The sequence below is a fragment of the Devosia sp. 1635 genome, from assembly GCF_013185955.1.
Taxonomy (GTDB): Bacteria; Pseudomonadota; Alphaproteobacteria; order Rhizobiales; family Devosiaceae; genus Devosia.
The window spans coordinates 226682-244730 of record NZ_JABAOM010000001.1; the positions used below are offsets into that span (position 1 = coordinate 226682).

Consider the following 18049-nt stretch of genomic DNA (forward strand, 5'->3'; position numbering starts at 1 on the left):
GAACGCAAGCAAGCGTACCCAAGGCGTATCCCCCAGCCTTGCCACGCTAAGCCGGCACGACTGCATTTCGTTTTTCCAGCCGGATCATGCACAAGGCAGCCATCAGCCCGAAGGCGCAAAGAGCGCTGGCAAACAGGAAAACGCTGCCGCTGCCGGAGGCGTAGAGCTGCCCGCCCACAAGGATAAAGACGCTGCCGAGGAGCCCCCCTGCTGCCGCATAGGAGCCGGTAGCGCTGGCAAGAAAGTGCGGGGCAACATGTCGGCGCATATAGGCGGCGACGCCAACTTGGGTAAGGCCCAGGGTCGCGCCTTGCAGTAACTGCATCAACAGGGTGGGCAAGATGTCGGTCGAGTAGCCGAAGGTACCCCAGCGCAACACGCCGGCAAGACACCCGATGCTGATGATCATGCCGGGCGTCAGCCGCGTCGTGATGCGGCTGGCAAATGCGAAGGCAATGATTTCGGCGGCGACGCCGATGGTCCAGAACATGCCGATCTCGAAGGTCGAATACCCAGCGCCCAGCCAGCGAAACGTGCTGTAAGCATAAAACAGGCCATGGCAGGCCTGGGAAATGGCGGCACTGCCGATAAGGAGCAGGAAGCTGCGGTTGCGCAAGGCCTTGGCAATCGCCGCAGTCGAGATCGGTCCGATCGCTGCACCATCCCCGCGGCCGGGGAGGGCGCTTGAAAGCCCGGCCTGCAGTGCAAGAACCAGGATGAGCACGAGGACAATGACGGTGGGGCTCGACCAGTCGACCAGATAGCCGCAAAGCAGGGTCGTGACCACGACCGACGCCGAGCCCCAGGCTCGCACCCGGCCAAATTCCAGCCGGTATGTGGCAAGGTTGGCAATCAGGATCGACTCGCTGAGGGGAATGAGTGGCGCGCTGACGAACCGGAGGATGAGGTAAACGCCGGCCACGATGAGAGGGCCATTGGCGGCCAGCAAAGCGGCGGAGGCTAGCGTGGCGAGCACGACGAGGCCGAACAGGATCGCCTTGTTGCTCCGGGTGCGATCGGCCACACCGCCAACCACGGGATTGACCACGACGGCCAGCGCCGAGGCAAGCGCGAGGCAGACCCCGATCTCTTGTACCGAAAGGCCGCCTGATTTCAGCCAAAGCGGCATGAAGGTGATGCCGATCGCCACCTGCGCATAAAGCGCAAAATAATACGCGTTGAACGCCATGCCCGAAACTGCCCACCCCGCTGCCACGTCAACGCGCTTGCCAGAGGCAACACCTTGTTGTCCCCCAACGGAGCGCGTCCTCCCCCCGGGCAGTCCGCCACTAGCCTTAGGCTGAGCGCCGCGCGATTTCCAGAAGCATCCAGCGGTTGGCACGCGCAAACGCATTACCTCCGTCGGGTGTTGCCGGATGGCCAGAGAGCGACGCCACTCTGGAGCCCCTAGGTGACGACAGTTTGCTGGCGGCGCGCAGTCAGGCGCCTTCAGTTTGTCCATGCAGCAGCTTCTGGATCTCCGCCATGGTGGCTGCCGGCAGCGGTCCTTTTTCAAGCGCCCCCAGGTTGTCGCGCACCTGCTCTTCCGTCTTGAAGCCGGGAATAGGGAAGGTGTTAGCTGACCTCGCCAGGTTCCACCCCAACGTGCCCTGGGCCAAGGTCCGGCCGCCCTGGGTGAGCAGGTCCCGCAGCGCTTCGATGCGGCTCAACACTTGTGGGGTCGGTACCCCGTTTTCGAAGTGCCGCACCCAGGGATGGCCCGCGCCGCGGACATCGGTAGCATCCATCCGGCTGGCAGAGTTGAACTTGCCCGACAGCAGGCCCATGGCCAAGGGCGACCTGTTCAAGCTGGCCAGTCCGGCTTCCGCGCAGAGCGACAGCATGGCAGGCCCGTCGTGCAGGATGTTGAGTTCCTGTTGCACACCGGCAAAGTTGGGGAACTTCAGCATGCGGCGGGCCGCCGCGGCATCATCCGTGCTCCAGCCCCAGGCTCGGATCTGCCCTTTTTCAACCAGGCGCTCCAAAGCCTCGCCGGCCTGCTCCGCCTCCTGATCGCCAAGTGTACCGGGATGAATCTGGTAAAAATCGATCACATCGGTCTTCAGTCGCTTGAGCGATTGCGCCACGGCCCAATGGATATAGCGCGAACTTACATCTACGGCGCCTAAAGCGCGGCGCTCGGCGTCATAGGTGAAGCCGAACTTGGTCGCGATCACGGCCTGGTCGCGGCGACCTTGCAGTGCGGCGCCCAGCACTTCCTCGCTATGGCCGGTGCCATAGGCATCGGCGCTGTCAAAGAGATTGGCGCCAAGCTCGAGTGCGAGGTGGATGGCGCGAACGGACTGGCTGTCGTCAACGGCGCCCCAGCCGTCGCTACGGCCATCAAGCGTGAACTCGCCCCCGATAGCCCAGCAGCCGAGGCCGACCGCGCCGACCTTCCAGCCCGTGCGCCCAAAAATACGTGTGGTTGTCATGCCGACCCCCTAGTGAGTGTGGTGAGCAACAAATTGGTTGAGCGACCCTCGCTCGGCACCAAGATCGGCGAGCAGCCAATCGTCAAGGAGCGCCAGCTTGCGCCGGGCAATCTGTTGCTTTCTCCAGTTTTTGATCTTGCAAAGAAGTCGTCCAAACATCCAAGCCTCCGATCATGTTGCGAAGCGGTTGATGTTGCAGTTTTGCGGTGATGCGCAGCCCTGACGCGCTCTGTAGCGCCGGCTACGGCTGTGTTTATTGCGCGTCTTCCCGGGGATCGGCTACGATCGACGCTGCAAAGGGCTTTGCAGGATTGAAAAATGGACCTGTCCTGGGACGGATTACGACTGTTCCTCGATGTTGCCCGCTTGGGCGGGCTGACGGCCGCCACGAGCAAGACTGGCGTATCTGCGGCAACCCTGGGACGCCGGATCACGGCGCTGGAGCGGCAGGTCGGCGAGCGGCTTTTCGTGCGCTCCCAGACCGGCTATCGCCTGACGCCGGTTGGGGAAGAGCTCCTGGTGCGGGCCGAAGAGGTTGAAGCATCCATGCTCGCGCTCAAGCGCTGGAAGGATGGGGCCATCGGGGAACGGGTGGTGCAGGTTTCGGCGGGACCATGGACCTCCGCTTTTCTTGGTCGGCAGATCGGCCGGGTATGGACAGCCACGGATCGCTTCGGGCTTGAACTGGTGACCGCCAACCAGAAGGTCGATATTGGTCGGCGCCATGCCGATCTGGGCATCCGCAACCAGCGCCCCACCGAGCAATGGTTGGTGGGGCGACTGATCGGCAAGGTGGCATATGGGCTTTATGCCAGGCCAGAACTCGTCAGCGGGGTTGCGGCCGGTTACTTTGTCGGCGTGGCCGGGGAAGCCAGCCAGACCCATTCTGCCCGATGGCTGCATGCCCGTCACGGCGACCGCATTGCCGTGCGCGGCAATGATGCCTTGAGCGTGCTCGAACTCGTGGCCGCAGGCGCCGGCATTTCCGTGTTCCCCTGCTTCGTCGGTGACAGCGATCCGCGGCTTGCGCGCCTAGCGGAGGCTATCCCCGAACTCGAAACCGAACAGTGGCTCGTGGCCCATCACGAGGAGCGCCACAGCTTTGCCGTGCGTACCGTCAGCGAGCGCATTGCGGCGCTGATGCGCGAGCACGGCGCCTTGTTCCGTGGCCAGCAGAGCCGGACCAATTGAATGGCATAAAGGTCAAGTCGACGACTGCCGCCCAAGATAGGCGGCGTACCAGTGCTTGAAATCCTCTTGCTCGGCGTATTGTGGGTAGGTCTGGGCGATCTCCGCGACAATCCTGCTAGGGGACGGTGGCGCGCAGCGCGATGATCTCGGGGCTGCGGGGCAGCCGGAAGCAGGAGTGATCGTGGTGACTGCCGACGGCGAGGGAGCCGATTGGCTTGCCGTCGGCACCGCTGATGATCGACCACATCCAGCGTTGCTGATGGGTTTCGTCCGCATTGCCCCATTCCCGGCTGCGCTGGAAGCTTCCCGGCAATCGGGGTATTGCCTTGAGGCCAGCTTCGCGCAGGGCGGCGTGCACAGGGCGGAACAGCTCGGCATTGAGCGTGCCATAGGCAAGATCGCCGACTTCTTCGAATTGCTGCTGGAACTCCTGCAGCCGCACGGGCAAGATGCGGGCAAGTTCAAGGTCGACCATCGCCTGGGCGCGCTGGGCGAGGGCGTGAATGTCAGTGCCGGCCTCGTCCGTCAGCAATGGAACCCGCGCCGGTACTAGGGTTGAGCTTTGCTGCGCAACGATTTCCACCAACAATCTTGCCGCTCGGGCAGCGCCATTGCTGTCAATGGTGCTGGCCAGTGCCCGGGCCCGGGTGGCGGTTTCGGGTTGGAGCCCTGTGTTGAGGGCGACGCAAAGGGACTCCATTGTTGGTGCGGCACCAGGATGCGCTACGCCAATCCCGAGCCGCTCGATCTGTCGTGCCCAAAACGGTTGGTCAGCGCCTTGGGGCACGATCACCTGCGGGGCACCCGCCCGTGCAGCGGTGGTGGTGGTGCCGGCGCCGCCATGATGGACCACGACGGCAACACGCCTGAAAAGTGCCTGTTGGTTGACCTCACCGACGAGAAAACAGTCGCTTTGTTGGTCGGGCAGCGTGAGCCCAGCCCAGCCCCGCGCCAGAACTGCGCGGCGCCCATGGGCGCGGATAGCGGTTACCGCGGTTTGGACCAAGCGGTCGGCATTGGGCGCCGCTATGCTGCCATAGCCAAAATAAACGGGCGGAGTGCCAGCGTTCAAAAAGGCCTCCAGTTCGGGTGGCAGCGGGCGCGTGTCGGGCAGGATCCAGGCCCCGGTCTGCTCCGGTGCACAAAGATCGGTTGGCTCCCAGGGGCAGAGCGCCGCCTCCGAAGCCAGGAGCGGGCGCGTCGTAAAGACATGCTGGCGAATATCGGTCACTGTCGGCAGGCCCATGGCGATCCGTTGTCGGTTGATCGTGCCGCCGAAAAGGGCGTTCATCACCTCGAGGTTGTGGTTCCACAGTGCGCGGTGGTCGGTCTCTCCCGTTGGGCGGGAATGACCGGGATAGGAAAGTGGCGGGTGGTGCTCGGATGGCAGGTACATCGGGCAGAACGATGCGTGCATAAAGGGCAGGCCGCGCTTTTCGGCCACGCACTGAGCCGCGCCAACCGAAGGCATAAGACCGGTCGCGAGGATTGCATCGCAGCCGGCGGCTGCCGCGTCGATGGTCCGGCACTGGGCGGCGATCATCCTCATCCCGTAACCCGGGATATCGCTGGGAAATCGTTGAGCGAGCGCAATCCACTCTCGCACGCGCATGAAGGCGGGGACCAACTCAACGCCGGCACGTTCGGCAAGCTCCACAAACTCCTGGTCGCCCGGAGCGGACAGCACCGCTTCCACACCGACCGCCTCGAGCGCGACTGCAAGCGCCACAATAGGTTCGACGTCACCCCGCGACCCATAGGTCGACAAAAATACCCGCATCGATGCACTCCCTTTGCTTGGATACGGCAAGGGTTTTACGGCAGGTCCCTAGGCTTGAAGCAAGCCGCTTGTGATCTACATATCGAAGTGGGCAAGGGGTTGAGACCGATGTGTGTACCGAGGCCCAACTTAGCACGCCGAGGATCGACGTTCAGCCGGCCGCGGCAAACCCCAGTCGCCAAATGGCTGGCGCCGCCAGGGATACACCTGATAGCAGCAGCAGCGAGAACGCCACGCGGCGCAGCGTGAGGACCGCAAATGGCGGCGGCCAGCGTTTTGCGGCATAGGTGGTGGCGGTAACCACGGGCGCCGCCAACAGCGCCCACCAACTTGCCTCATAGGGGAAGCTGCCGGTCAACCCCACCAAGGACAGCCGGAACAAGGCGTTGACGCCAAAGATCAGCACCAAGGTGTCCCTGATGGCGGCCGCTGGCAGGGGTTGGCGATAGAAGTGATAGATCAAGGGCGGTCCGGCCGTGGAGAACATCCCGCCCAGAAAGCCGCCCAATGCACCCACCAGGACGAACGAACCCGAAGAAGATCGGTTGGGCAGCGGATGCGGCTGCAGGATCAACTGGATGCTGGCACCAACGATGACGGCGCCCAGCAGCAGGCGTAGTCCGTCCAGATTGGCGTCCGCAAGCCATTCGAGCATGAAATAACCCAGCACCACCAAAAGGAGGCTGGCGCCAATGGCGAGGCGAAACTCGCTCCAGGCCACGTTACGCCAGCCTCGGGCCAACACCTGAGTTGCATTGACCACCGTGAGGATGCTCACGATCACCGCGGCTTCGGGCAGGGGCAGCAGCCCGAGAATGCCGATACCGCCCATCATCAACAGGCCAAAGGCAAAGCCCGTCAGCGTCTGCACATAAGCGGCAGCGCCGGCAAGGACCAAGAGCATGGCGACATTCAACGGGTCCATTACCAGCCTGCAAACAGAATCAACGCCCGGGATAATAGCTGCATTCCCCGGGCGTGGCGCCGTGAGGCGGCAAATCAACGACTGACCGCTGCTCTCTGGACTTCGTTCTGCGCAACTGGGACGGCGAAGCGCCAGGCATTGTCAGCCAGATAATCGACGAGCCGCCGGCCCGGTCGCCCGGTGAGTTGGCTGAAATCGTCAGTGACCTGGCTGAAATGACCCGCGCGAGTAGCAGTAAAGATCGGCAGCATCTGTTCAACCAGAGCTGGCGCCAGTTTCATGCGCCCCGACTCGCGCTTGAACTGCGCCTCGTCGACACCCTCGTAGGTGACGGTGCGGCCGCTGATCGCGGAAAGCGCCGCTGCGGCTTCGGCGATGTCGCGCGCATCAATCAAGCTGGTCGTGGCATCGCCCGCGGGAAGCGCAAGCCGGCCAAGCTCCATGATGCCGGGGTGCCAGCGCCCGTGGAAATTGTCGAGGAACCAGTTTGGGCGCAGGATCGCGTAGGGCGCGCCTGAGCTTTCGATCTGCCGCTCCAGTTGCCGCAGCGGAATGGCGTCATTGGCATCCACCCCCAGAGCTGATTGCAACACCAACTTAATGCCGCGCCGCGCTGCGGCCTCGACGAAGGGGCCAAGCAGTAAATGTGGTTCGGCCGAGGTCGGAACGACGAGGTAAGCCGCATCGGTGCCGGCAAGCGCCGCTTCAAAAGTCGGGGCCTGACTATAGTCCAGCAGCACTGTGTTGGCGTCACCTCCTCGCCTTGTGCCGATTTTGACGCTGTGCCCGGCGATCAGCAGCCGATTGGCCAGGTGCTGCCCAACTGTGCCGGCTCCGGCCGCAACAAGTATGGTCTTGAACATCACGTTCTCCTTTCTAACCAGGAGAAAGATGGCGCGCCCTGAGAGGACAAGCCATGTGAGACGATCTCCCGTTTCTTGCAGATCGTCTTGAAAAGGTGCAGGAGAGCGGCATGAATGTGCTTGATCAATGGATCCGCATGTACGCCCGCAGCCGGATGACCCTCGTCCGCAGCCGGGTGGTTGAGCCTTGGGGCTTCCGGCTCGATCCGGGGGCAATGATCGCCTTTCACCTCGTCTGGCAGGGGACCGCTTGGCTTCGCCGGGCTGGCGAAGCGCCACTCCGGCTGGAAGAGGGTGATCTGGTGGTCCTGAGTGATGGAAAGGCCCACGATCTCGTGGCCAGCCCCAAGGGCGAGGCGCCCCCCGTCAGCCAGTTCGTGCAACAAGGATTTGATGTCACCAGCCAGTCTCCTGACGCGGTGATCTTTTGCGGGCGCTTCCAGGTGGATGGCACGCGGCGGCTGGGACAATCGGCGCTACCGCCCTGCATTCACCTGCCCGCCGCCGAGCTCCGCAAGGACAATGGCATTTTGCCGATCGTGCTGCTGCTGGCCGAGGAACTGGAGCACCAGGGCTTGGGCAATGAAAGCCTGGTGGAAAGTCTTGCCGACAGCCTGCTGGTTTACGTGCTGCGCCGTGCAGCCGAGCGCGCCGGGCATTCCGCCGGATGGTTGCCGGCAATGAAGGATCCCAACCTTGCCAAGGTGTTCCGGGCGATCCATGCCGATCCCGCCGCCAAATGGACTGTCGAGGGCATGGCGAAGGTGGCGGGGCTGTCGCGCGCTGCCTTTGCCAGACGATTCCATGACCGGGCGGGAGAGCCGCCATTGACCTATCTCAAAGGTTGGAGACTGACTCTGGCCGCCAGAAAGCTCGCCAGTGGCCCCACTTCGGTAGGGTCACTAGCGAGCGAAGCCGGCTACGCCTCGGAGGCGGCTTTCACGCGGGCGTTCAAGGACTATCACGGCCTCGCGCCCCGAGCTTATCTGCAGACGCTCCAAAGTGGCGCGCGCTTGCCTGATGGACAAGCAATCCAGGAACTGCGTCAAGCATCGCAAAGCGCCTGATCCAAGATCAACTCCGCCAATGCAGACATGTGCTTGCATTTGCCGGCAATGCTGCCCTATGCTGGCTTTATCCACAGGGGTGCTCCGTATGGTCGGGGCTGAGATGAGGGCGGCAAGCCTTCGGACCCTATAGCTGATCTGGGTAATACCAGCGGAGCGAGGCGGGCCATGTTCTCAGGCGCACAGATTTCCCTTTATCCAATGACCGGCGACTTTGTCGGCGTGATCATGAACGCGCTGGGTGCGCTCGATCCCTATCGTGAACGCTTGCGCATCGAGACCGATGACATCTCGACCTTGTTGGTCGGTCCGCCCGAAGTGCTGTTTCCCGCCATGCGCGATCTGTTCAGTGCCGCCGCGCGCGCCGGCACCCATTGCGTGCTTTCGGCGACGATCTCGCGCGGCTGCCCGGGCGAGCCCGATGATGCCATCTGCCAGTCCCATTTGTTCGAAGGGCCGGTTGCGCCTCTTGAGGAGCGGCGCGCCAGCGCGCTTGCGGCAGTGCAAGATGCGCCCGACATCGGCGTCTTCGGGGTGGCCCAATTGTCTCTCTATGTGATGGGACAGGGCCATCACATGGACGAAATCTATGGCTGCATCGACTTTCTCAAACAGTCGGGCACCTTCGAAAAGTCCAAGCATTTCGCCACCAAGCTCAATGGCGACACCGGTGCGCTATTCGCCACGATCGAGCAGGCCTTTTGCCGGTTTGGACCGCCCGAGGGACATGTCACTATCGACCTGACCGTGTCGGCCAACAGCCCTAGCGCGCGCTGAGCGGAAGGTCTGGCATGGCGCAGTTGTTCTCCTTCGGGCGACTTGTCGCCCGGTTTCTCAGTTACGCAGGGCCCGCCGTGTTTTCGGTGGTGACCCTGATCCTGGCCTGGGAAGCTTATGTGCAGCTTTCGGGCATCTCCCCAACGGCGTTGCCGGCGCCATCCCGCATTATCGTCCAAGGCTACCAGAACCGGGACGCGCTGGCCGGGCACACATTAGCGACCTTGCAGGCCACCATTTTGGGTTTCGGCTGCTCGCTCTGCGCCGCATTGCTGTTTTCGGTCGTGGTGGACTTCTTTCGCCCGGTACGGCGGGCGTTGTTTCCGGTGTTCATCATCACCCAGACCCTGCCGCTGGTCGCCATCGCGCCGCTCATCGTGCTCTGGTTCGGCTTCGGGCTGACGCCCAAGATCGTGCTCGTGGCACTGGTGACCTTTTTCCCCATGCTGGTGGCGCTGGTGCAGGGCTATGACTCCACCGACCGCGATATCGAGGGGCTGTTGGCGTCCATGGGAGCCTCGCGGTGGCGCCGGTTCAGGATGGCGCGGCTGCCTTCGGCCTTGCCTTATTACTTTGCCGGGCTGCGCATTTCCATCACCTATGCCGTAGTCGGGGCGATCTTTGCCGAATATGCCGGGGCGGTCCGGGGCTTGGGCATCTATATTCTCAATGCCAAGAACAATTTTCGCCCCGACCTGGTGCTGGCCGCCGTCGTCGTCAGCGCGACGCTGACCCTGCTCCTGTTTGGCGCTACCGTCTTGGTGCAGCGGCTGACGATGCCCTGGACCCGCTTGGCGCAGAGGCGCCCATGACCACGCCCAGGCTTGAACTGCGCAACTTGGGCAAGAGCTTTGGCGATTCCGAAGTTCTGGCCGACATCAACTTGAGCGTTGGAGCAGGAGAGTTCGTTTCGATCCTCGGCCCTTCCGGCGCTGGTAAATCCACCATCCTACAGCTGCTGACCGGAGCGGTGTCCACTGATGGTGGGGAAATGCTGTTTGATGGGGCGCCACTCGCCCCAAAGAGCCACCCCTTTGCCTTCATGCCGCAACGCGATGCGCTGATGCCGTGGCGGCGGATCATCGACAATGCCACGCTTGGCCTTGAGGTGGCGGGCATGACGCGCAAGGCGGCGCGGGCGGCGGTCCAGCCGCTGTTTGCTGAGTTTGGTTTGGCCGGATTTGAAAACCATTACCCCGCGCAGCTTTCCGGCGGCATGCGGCAGCGTGCAGCGCTGCTGCGCACAGTGGTGCAGCATAAATCCATGCTGCTGCTCGACGAGCCTTTCGGAGCCCTGGATGCCCTGACCCGCACGCGAATGCAGCGCTGGCTGGCTGGGATGTGGACGCGCCATCGCTGGACCGTGTTGCTGATCACCCACGATGTCCGCGAAGCGGTGCTGTTGTCCGACCGGATCTACCTGTTGTCGCCGCGCCCAGCGCAGATCGTGCGCCGCATCGACGTGCCGCTTGAGCATCCGCGACCCCCAGCAGGGTCGGCGGTCATCGCCCAAATCGAAGCCGATATCCTGCAGACCTTGTTTGAACCGGAGGAATAATCATGCCGCTTTCGCGCCTGCTGCTGATCCTTGGCCTTGCCGCCGCCCTCGCCAGTCCACCCGCACTGGCCCAGCCGGTGCCGGTGACCATGGCGCTGGACTGGACGCCCAACACCAACCATGTCGGCCTGTTTGTTGCCCAAGCCAAGGGCTTTTATGAGGATGCGGGGGTCGCAGTTGAGATCCTGCCTTATTCCGACACTTCCGCTGGCACGCTCGTGGCCAATGGGGTGGCAGATTTCGGTATTCTTGGCTCCATCGGCCTGTTCACCCAGCGCACGGCCGGGGTCGATCTGGTCGCGACTTATGCACTGGTGCAGACCGAAACGGGGCGCCTGGTGTTCAACGGCGACCGGCAGGATATCCAAAGCCCCAAGGACCTTGACGGCAAGACTTATGCCGGCTTTGGCAGCGACTGGGAGAGTGCCCTGATTGGCACGATCATCCGCGCCGATGGCGGCCGGGGGGAATTCGAGACGGTCACCCTGGGCACTTCGGCCTATGAAGCGCTGGCCAACGGCGCGGTGGATTTTACCCTTGAAGTTTATACCTGGGAAGGCGTCAAGGCGGAGCGAGACGGGCGCCCACAACGTGCCTTCCGCTATGCCGATTGGGGCGTGCCCGACCAGCACACCAACTTCATCGGCACCACCGGCGCCTTTTTGGCTGAGCACCCGGACACTGCCAAGGCGTTCCTTGGCGCGAGCCAGCGCGGTTACGCCTATGCCGTCGCCCATCCCGACGAGGCGACCGATATTCTGGTCGCAGCCAATAGCGACGCGCTGCTGGACCGGGACTTTGTGCGCGCATCGCTGCAGGCGCTGATCGATGGGCACTACCTGCGGGCCGAGATTGGGGCCGTGGGCGTCATCAATCCCGCCAAGATGGAGGCGATGGGCACGTTCCTGTTTGAAGCCGGCATCCTCAAGGACGGCGACGGCAATCCTCTGGCCGCCAAGCCTGACTTCTCCGGCTACTATACCAGCGCCTATGTGGAAGCCGCGCCGTGACACCAAGGCGGCGCATGGGGCTCAACGCGGTGATCTATGGGCTGGGGAGTCATGAAGCAGGCTGGCGCATGCCTGAAAGCAATGCGCTGGCCTCGACTGATCTGGGCTATTGGACCGACATCGCTCGTCGGGCTGAAGCGGGTGGGTTCGATGCTTTGTTTCTGGGCGATGTACTGGCGCTGCAGCAAAGCGCCGACCGGCACCTCTCGGACGCGATGGACCCCTTCATCATCCTTTCGGCGCTGGCGGCAGTGACGGAGCGGATTGGGCTAATCGGTACGGCCTCGACCAGCTTTGATCATCCCTTTCATCTCGCCCGCCGCTTTGCTTCGCTCGATCACCTCAGCGGTGGCCGGGCGGGCTGGAATGTCGTCACCTCCTCCAATGCGCTTGAGGCCCACAATTTCGGGCTCGACGCCATGCCTGAACATGGCGAGCGCTATGCGCGGGCCGCAGATGTCACCGCGGCTGTGCTGGCACTTTGGAGTTCCTGGCAGGCCGATGCCCGGATCGCGGACAAGCAGGCGGGCCGCTATCTTGATCTCGCAAAGGTTCGGACAGTAGATCATCACGGTCAGTTCGTGCGAACCCGCGGGCCGCTGAACGTGCCGCGCTCGCCGCAGGGCCGCCCTTTGCTGGCGCAGGCCGGCGCCTCTGAGGCCGGGCGTGATTTCGCGGCGCGCTATGCCGATCTGGTGTTCACGGTTCAGGCCGATCTTGCCGAGGCGCAACTGTTTTATCGCGACATGAAGGCAAGGGCTTCCCGCCACGGCCGGCCACCGGAAAGCCTGCTGATTTACCCTGGCATCGTGCCTATTGCTGCCCCGACGCGGGCGCAGGCGGAAGAGCGCTTGGTGCAGTTGAATGGGTTCATGGTGCCTGAGCACGCGCTGGCCAAGCTCTCCGAGTTCCTGGGCACCGACTTGTCTGCGGCACAGCTGGATGACCCCCTGCCTCCTTTTGTCGGGGCAGGGGCTCCCAGCCAGTCGAGCCAAAGCCGCGTGGCTGTTTTGGTTGGCATCGCCAAACGGGAGGGGCTCAGCCTGCGGCAGTTGCTGATGCGTCTTGCCAGCGGTCGAGGGCATCTGCTGGCGGTCGGAACGGGCGCCGAGATCGCGGCGACCATGCAAGAATGGTTCGACCAAGGGGCCGCGGACGGGTTCAACGTGATGGCACCGTTGATGCCGGCCGATCTGCAGAGCTTTGTGGATCTGGTGATACCAGAGCTCACCGCATCGGGCCTGTTTAACGCAAGCGGGGAAACGCTGCTGCGGCAGCGCGTCCAACTCGGTCCGGCATAGGTCAGTCCACGGCCTGCCGGTGCAGGCTCTTGGTGTAGAGCCGGTACATCGACAACGTTCCGGCGGCTTCAAGGTAAACCTTGGCCCGCAGGTCCCGCAATTGCCCGCCGCGTTGCAGCACCAGTCCCAGCGCCAGCCGCGCTGCTTCCTCGGGAGTCGCGGCGACCTGAATAAACTCTTCCGGTGCGCCTTCTGTCGGGGCGCAATCTACGACGCGATATTTCTTACTCAAACCCAGCACTCAGACGCATATCGGCGGCTCCCTTCGAATTGACCATTGCTGTTGGGACTGTCACCGAGGACCTGCTGACGAGCGCAAGGAAGCAACTTCCTGTTTGAGCCGTTCGATCTCCTGCTGGGCAGCTTCAAGCTGCCGCTCCAGGTCAGCGATCCTTATATCTGCCAGCTGGAGTTCGCTTTGCTCGGGCACCAGCTCACCATTGGGTACATCCTTGATCTTGTCGCTCATACCAGCTTTTCTTCGCACTTGGTGATTGCCGCTAGTCTAGCCCGTCCTATCCTCCCGGGACAATGGCATGGCGACCCTTATCGCCGCGCCGAAGCCGGGTTGTGGAGAATGGATGCGAGCAGATGGCCGAGGGCGACTGAAAACTGCTGCATAGCGCGCATTGTCCCATTGCGGAACCGTGGCGAGATCGAGGCGTTGGCCATTAGCATGGGTAAACTAGAGGGGAACTAATGGCAGCGCGACCGTCGCCACCGGCCGGAACTTTGCGTTTTGGTGGACAATGTTGGTGGCTGCCGCCTTGGTGATATTCGGGCTGCCTATCTTGGGGGGCGGCGCATGGCTGATCACGCTTGGGGGGGCGTGGTACTATCTGCTGGCTGGTGCTGGCCTGCTGGCGACCGCCTATTTCCTGTTCAGGCGTGAGTTTACGGCGGTCTGGATTTACGGGTTGACTTATCTGGGCACTGTCGCTTGGGCCTTGTGGGAAGCTGGTCTAGATGGATGGGCCCAGGTGCCGCGATTGGTGGCGCCGACGGTCGTTCTGGTTCTGGTGCTGACGACTATTCGGTCGCTGCGGCGCCCCGAAGGCGCCTCCCGCTCCACACTGGCGGGCACAGCAGCCGGGATCGCCGCTTTGGTGGCATGCATCGGCGTGGCGGGCAATCTTGGGCCAGACCTGCACGCTCAGGAAGTGCCGCCCTCCGACGCCGCCACACCGGGCAGCCCCGAGCCGGCAGCGCCACCACCCGCCCCCGTTGAAGCGGCCCCGGTGGGGCCCACGCCCGAGGCGTCCCCGGCTGAAGCGTCCGAACCGGCGCTGGCGACGCCGGTTGCGCCGCGCTATGTGACGCTGGAAACCGGGGTCGATTGGCCCGCTTATGGCGGCACGCATCGCGCTGCGCGCTATTCCCCGCTCGACCAGATCACCGGCGACAATGTTGGCCAGCTCGAGCAAATCTGGGAGTTCCGCACCGGCGATCTGCCCGAGAACGACGAGCCGTTCGGCAACCAGAACACGCCGGTCAAGGTCGGCAATCGGCTTTACCTCTGTTCGGCGCTCAACAAGATCAGCGCCCTCGATGCCGCGACCGGCGCCGAGTTCTGGACCTATGATCCGCAGACCCCGGTAGATGCCATCGGCTATAATGCTTCCTGTCGGGGCCTGGTTTATTTCGAGGATCCCGCCGCCGACCCCAATGCGCTGTGCGCCAGCCGGGTGGTCAACCTGACCCATGATGCGCGCATGATCGCGCTCGACACCCAAACTGGCCAGCCTTGCGACAAATTCGGCAATGCGGGCATAGTCAATCTGCTCGAAGGCATTGGCGACACTGCGCCCGGCTTTTACGCCCCGACTTCGCCCCCGACCCTGGTGCGCGACGTGCTGGTGGTCGGCAGCCAGGTGAGTGACGGGCAAACCCGCGAAGCGCCCTCCGGCGTGATCCGTGGCTACGACGCTAGGACGGGGGAACTCAAATGGGCCTGGGACATGGGGCGCCCCGACCAGAAGGGGCTGCCCCCCGAAGGCGAGATCTACACACCGGGCACGCCCAATATGTGGACCATCGCGTCAGGCGATGACGAGCTGGGGCTGGTTTACATGCCCATGGGCAATTCCGCTGTGGATTACTGGGGCAGCGACCGCTCGGACGCGGAGAACACCTATTCCACCGCCATCGTAGCGCTGGATGTGGAAACGGGCGACGTCGCCTGGCACCACCAGACCGTGCACTACGATGTCTGGGATTACGATCTGGGCGGGCAGGGGACGCTGGTGGACTTCCCCACGCCCGATGGTCCGGTCCCGGCTATCATCATGCCCTCCAAGCAGGCGCAGTTCTATATCCTCGATCGCGCTACCGGCGAGCCCCTGGTCAATATCGAGGAGCGCCCGGCACCACAGGGTGGCGTCGAGCCCGAGCGGCTCTCGCCCACCCAGCCCTATGTCACCGACTTCCCCAATCTGCTCAAGGCAGACCTGACCGAAGCCGATATGTGGGGAACGACGCCCCTTGACCAATTGTGGTGCCGCATCCAGTTCCGCCAGGCGTCCTATGAAGGTGTCTATACCCCGCCGACGGTGGATCGGCCCTGGATTCAGTTCCCCGGCTATAATGGTGGGGTGGATTGGGGCGGGGTTGCCGTTGATCCGGTCAATGGCATCATGATCACCAACTACAACAACATGCCCAACTACAATCAGCTGGTGCCGCGCGAAGAGGTGAATGCCGCCGGGGTGTTGCCGATCACCGATCCCAACTACGATCCCGATGCTGGTGGTGGCTCGCATGGCAGCCTCAGCCCGCAGGCGCAGACGCCTTATGGCATTCGCGTCAATGCCGGCTGGCGCGTGCCATTTACCGGGATGCTGTGCAAGCAGCCCCCTTATGGCGGGATCGCGGCCATCGACCTCAACACCCGCGAAGTGCTGTGGGACCGCCCCTTCGGCTCGGCGCGCAAGAATGGCCCATTTGGCATCCCCTCCATGTTGCCGCTCGAGATCGGCACGCCCAATAATGGCGGTGGCGTGGTGACGGCTTCGGGGCTGTTCTTCATTGCCGCGACCACCGACGACCTGCTGCGCGCCATCGACATTGAAACGGGCGAGGAGCTTTGGCAGGTAGCGCTGCCCGCTGGCGGGCAGGCGACCCCGATGACCTATGAGGCGGAGGGCCGGCAGATCATCGTGATCAATGCCGGGGGGCACGACTTCATGGAAACCCCGATCGGCGACTATTTCATCGCCTATGCCTTGCCGCAGGCTGCAATCTAAGCGGGGCAAAGGAGCCTAGCTGTTGCTGGCATGGTCCCGGCGGCCCGACCAAGCTGTATAGCGTCACAACCAGGAAAACGATGATCCCAGCGTCAACCTTTGCCTTCGATATGAGCTTTTGCGGACCACCGCCGACGCTTGCCACCCTCTGGGGCCGCTGGAATCTGGACCCCGTCCTTTTGATCGCCCTGGTGCTGGCGGGCCTCGTCGCCGCGCTCGCTTTGCGGTCGGCGTCCCGGCAGCGCCAACTGGCAGCGGGCGCGAGTTGGGCCCTGGTGGCAACGCTTTTCGTGTCGCCTTTATGCGCGCTGACCGTGGCGCTGTTCTCGGCCCGCGTGGGGCACCACATCCTCCTCACCATGGTGGTGGCGCCCTTGTTGGCGCTGGCGCTGCCGCCTGAGTGGGGGCGGCGGGTGAAGCTTTTCCCGGCGCTGCTGGTCTCGACCGTGGCGCTCTGGCTCTGGCATGCGCCCGATTTCTATGCTGCGGCGTTCACCCATCCTGCGATTTATTGGGCCATGCAGGTGAGTTTGCTGTTGGCTTTCACCGGGCTGTGGCTGGGCATGCTGCGGGCCGACAATGCCATGGCCGCCGGGCTGACGGCGCTGTCCGGCGCCATCCAGATGGGCTTTCTGGGTGCGCTGCTGGTGTTTGCCTCCGGCCCGCTCTACCTGCCGCATCTGGCCACGACCCTCGCCTTTGGCTTTTCGCCGATCGAGGACCAGCAATTGGGTGGGCTCATCATGTGGGTGCCTGCCAATCTGCCGCTGCTGGGCGTTGTGATCTGGCGACTGGTTGATGCGCTGCGGCCGGAACGCCGTCCGGCGGTGCAATGACCTGGGGTTTTGTCGTCGCCTGGCTCAAATTCATCCATGTCGGGGGGATCGCGCTCTGGTCGGCGGGGCTCCTGGCACTGCCGTTCCTTTACCGGCAGCGGCGGGGGCTGGAAGACGATGCGCTCCATCGGTTGCACGCCTTTACGCGCTTTTTGTACGTCAAGCTGGTGTCGCCCGGAGCTTTCGTAGCCATTGCTTCGGGAACTGCGCTGATCCTGATGCAGGGCACCTACCAGAACTGGTTTTCGGCCAAGCTGGTCGGGGTCGCAGTGCTGACAGGCATCCACATCTTTTCGGGTTTGGTGATCCTGCGCATTTTCGAGCGCAACGGCCACTATCCCACGGCGCGCTTCATGGTGATCGTGCCCCTGACCCTCACAGTTGTCTGCGCAATTCTGGCGCTTGTGCTGGGCAAGCCACGCCTGCAATGGCCGCAAGGCCTGCAGGCGTTTTTCGCCCCCGGCGCCCTTTCCGAAATGGTCGGCCCCTTTATTGCCGGGTGGATATGATGAGGCCAACCCCATGATCGAACACCAGCTTGCCGCCATGCCAGCTTGCAAAAGCGGTGGCCATGCTCGCGAGCACCGACAGCATCAGGCCGTTAGGCAGGATCTGTTCGGGGTAGAAAATGCGCAGGCCCGCATTGGCGCCGGCAATGGCGACCAGGACCATGGCGGCAACCGCATGGTTCCAGCTGGCAACGCGCACCCGAATGCCGGGAACCGCCAGCAGTTCAGCCGTGCCGGCAAGCGCCGCCAGGACGCCGAAGGCAAAGGCGGCGGAAGCCGACCAGGTGCCGACCTGCACCCAGAACGGATCAGCGCCCCACCAGTAGAAGATATCGATGCCCAAGGTCGCGATAATGAACGCGATGGGAAAGTGCACCATCATCGCGTGGATGGGATGGCCAGCCACGGCAATGGCCGAGCCGATATCCTTGTCGGCAATGGAGCGAATATAGGGATTGGGGTGATCGGAGCGGGCTTCGGCCGGGGTTTCTTCCCGCTGGGCTTCCTGCTCTTCTTCGCTCGCTTGGCTCACCGCAGAGTTCCCTTGTTAAAGAG

General features: G+C 63.3%; 19 protein-coding genes and 1 riboswitch. Of the genes, 11 read left to right on the forward strand and 8 right to left on the reverse strand.

Features of this window, described 5'->3' with window-relative positions; genetic code table 11:
- Positions 1–46: 46 nt before the first annotated feature.
- The gene (locus HRU92_RS01195; protein WP_172122666.1) at positions 47–1189 is read right to left on the reverse strand and encodes an MFS transporter; all 1143 of its coding nucleotides are present in this window, start codon (positions 1187–1189) and stop codon (positions 47–49) included.
- Positions 1190–1439: 250 nt separating this feature from the next.
- Positions 1440–2435 (reverse strand): aldo/keto reductase, encoded by a 996-nt coding sequence (locus HRU92_RS01200; protein WP_172122667.1) that lies wholly within the window; start codon positions 2433–2435, stop codon positions 1440–1442.
- A gap of 21 nt (positions 2436–2456) precedes the next feature.
- On the opposite strand from HRU92_RS01200, the gene HRU92_RS20430 reads away from it, so the two are divergent.
- Positions 2457–2645: a hypothetical protein gene (locus tag HRU92_RS20430; protein ID WP_248305244.1), complete on the forward strand. Its 189-nt coding sequence runs from the start codon at positions 2457–2459 to the stop codon at positions 2643–2645.
- A gap of 108 nt (positions 2646–2753) precedes the next feature.
- Positions 2754–3626, forward strand: a complete 873-nt coding sequence (locus HRU92_RS01210; protein WP_172122668.1) for a LysR family transcriptional regulator — start codon at positions 2754–2756, stop codon at positions 3624–3626.
- A gap of 115 nt (positions 3627–3741) precedes the next feature.
- Here the strand turns inward: HRU92_RS01210 and HRU92_RS01215 are convergent, their stop codons facing one another.
- From HRU92_RS01215 to HRU92_RS01225, 3 genes are all read right to left on the reverse strand, one after another.
- A complete protein-coding gene (locus tag HRU92_RS01215; protein WP_173087420.1) occupies positions 3742–5406 on the reverse strand; it encodes a DUF6022 family protein in 1665 nt (554 codons plus the stop codon).
- Between the two features lie 151 nt (positions 5407–5557).
- Complete coding sequence (locus HRU92_RS01220) at positions 5558–6331, reverse strand: TSUP family transporter (RefSeq protein WP_172122669.1); 774 nt, start codon at positions 6329–6331, stop codon at positions 5558–5560.
- A gap of 74 nt (positions 6332–6405) precedes the next feature.
- On the reverse strand, positions 6406–7194 hold the full coding sequence (locus HRU92_RS01225) for an NAD(P)H-binding protein (protein ID WP_173087422.1): 789 nt from the start codon (positions 7192–7194) through the stop codon (positions 6406–6408).
- Positions 7195–7304: 110 nt separating this feature from the next.
- Here HRU92_RS01225 and HRU92_RS01230 point away from each other — a divergent pair, with 110 nt between their 5' ends.
- From HRU92_RS01230 to HRU92_RS01255, 6 genes are all read left to right on the forward strand, one after another.
- A complete protein-coding gene (locus HRU92_RS01230; protein ID WP_172122671.1) occupies positions 7305–8261 on the forward strand; it encodes an AraC family transcriptional regulator in 957 nt (318 codons plus the stop codon).
- A 65-nt stretch (positions 8262–8326) separates the two neighbouring features.
- Positions 8327–8439: riboswitch (TPP riboswitch) on the forward strand.
- Positions 8430–9038 carry a YkoF family thiamine/hydroxymethylpyrimidine-binding protein gene (locus HRU92_RS01235; protein ID WP_172122672.1) on the forward strand — a complete coding sequence of 203 codons (609 nt, stop codon included), beginning with the start codon at positions 8430–8432 and terminating at the stop codon, positions 9036–9038. Its footprint overlaps the riboswitch before it by 10 nt.
- Before the next feature lie 14 nt (positions 9039–9052).
- Complete coding sequence (locus HRU92_RS01240; RefSeq protein WP_172122673.1) at positions 9053–9850, forward strand: ABC transporter permease; 798 nt, start codon at positions 9053–9055, stop codon at positions 9848–9850.
- Positions 9847–10596, forward strand: coding sequence for an ABC transporter ATP-binding protein (locus HRU92_RS01245; RefSeq protein WP_172122674.1), 750 nt, complete (start codon positions 9847–9849; stop codon positions 10594–10596). Before HRU92_RS01240 ends, HRU92_RS01245 begins: the two co-directional genes overlap by 4 nt.
- A gap of 2 nt (positions 10597–10598) precedes the next feature.
- Complete coding sequence (locus HRU92_RS01250; RefSeq protein WP_172122675.1) at positions 10599–11606, forward strand: ABC transporter substrate-binding protein; 1008 nt, start codon at positions 10599–10601, stop codon at positions 11604–11606.
- Complete coding sequence (locus HRU92_RS01255; protein WP_173087424.1) at positions 11603–12907, forward strand: LLM class flavin-dependent oxidoreductase; 1305 nt, start codon at positions 11603–11605, stop codon at positions 12905–12907. Before HRU92_RS01250 ends, HRU92_RS01255 begins: the two co-directional genes overlap by 4 nt.
- Before the next feature lies 1 nt (position 12908).
- On the opposite strand, the gene HRU92_RS01260 is transcribed toward HRU92_RS01255, so the two are convergent.
- Entirely contained in the window at positions 12909–13139 is a 231-nt protein-coding gene (locus HRU92_RS01260) for a hypothetical protein (protein ID WP_172122677.1), read from the reverse strand.
- 60 nt (positions 13140–13199) lie between these two features.
- A complete protein-coding gene (locus HRU92_RS01265) occupies positions 13200–13376 on the reverse strand; it encodes a hypothetical protein (protein ID WP_164854739.1) in 177 nt (58 codons plus the stop codon).
- 280 nt (positions 13377–13656) lie between these two features.
- Between HRU92_RS01265 and HRU92_RS01270 the strand changes: the two genes are divergently transcribed.
- The 3 genes from HRU92_RS01270 to HRU92_RS01280 all read left to right on the forward strand — a co-directional run bounded on the left by HRU92_RS01270 (position 13657) and on the right by HRU92_RS01280 (position 17494).
- Positions 13657–16149, forward strand: coding sequence for a membrane-bound PQQ-dependent dehydrogenase, glucose/quinate/shikimate family (locus HRU92_RS01270; RefSeq protein ID WP_172122678.1), 2493 nt, complete (start codon positions 13657–13659; stop codon positions 16147–16149).
- A gap of 80 nt (positions 16150–16229) precedes the next feature.
- Entirely contained in the window at positions 16230–16985 is a 756-nt protein-coding gene (locus HRU92_RS01275; RefSeq protein WP_173087426.1) for a cytochrome c oxidase assembly protein, read from the forward strand.
- Complete coding sequence (locus HRU92_RS01280) at positions 16982–17494, forward strand: CopD family protein (RefSeq protein WP_127752292.1); 513 nt, start codon at positions 16982–16984, stop codon at positions 17492–17494. Before HRU92_RS01275 ends, HRU92_RS01280 begins: the two co-directional genes overlap by 4 nt.
- Here the strand turns inward: HRU92_RS01280 and HRU92_RS20435 are convergent.
- Positions 17475–18026 (reverse strand): DUF2231 domain-containing protein, encoded by a 552-nt coding sequence (locus HRU92_RS20435; protein ID WP_349236679.1) that lies wholly within the window; start codon positions 18024–18026, stop codon positions 17475–17477. The two genes, HRU92_RS01280 and HRU92_RS20435, sit on opposite strands and share 20 nt — an antisense overlap.
- Positions 18027–18049: the final 23 nt, after the last annotated feature.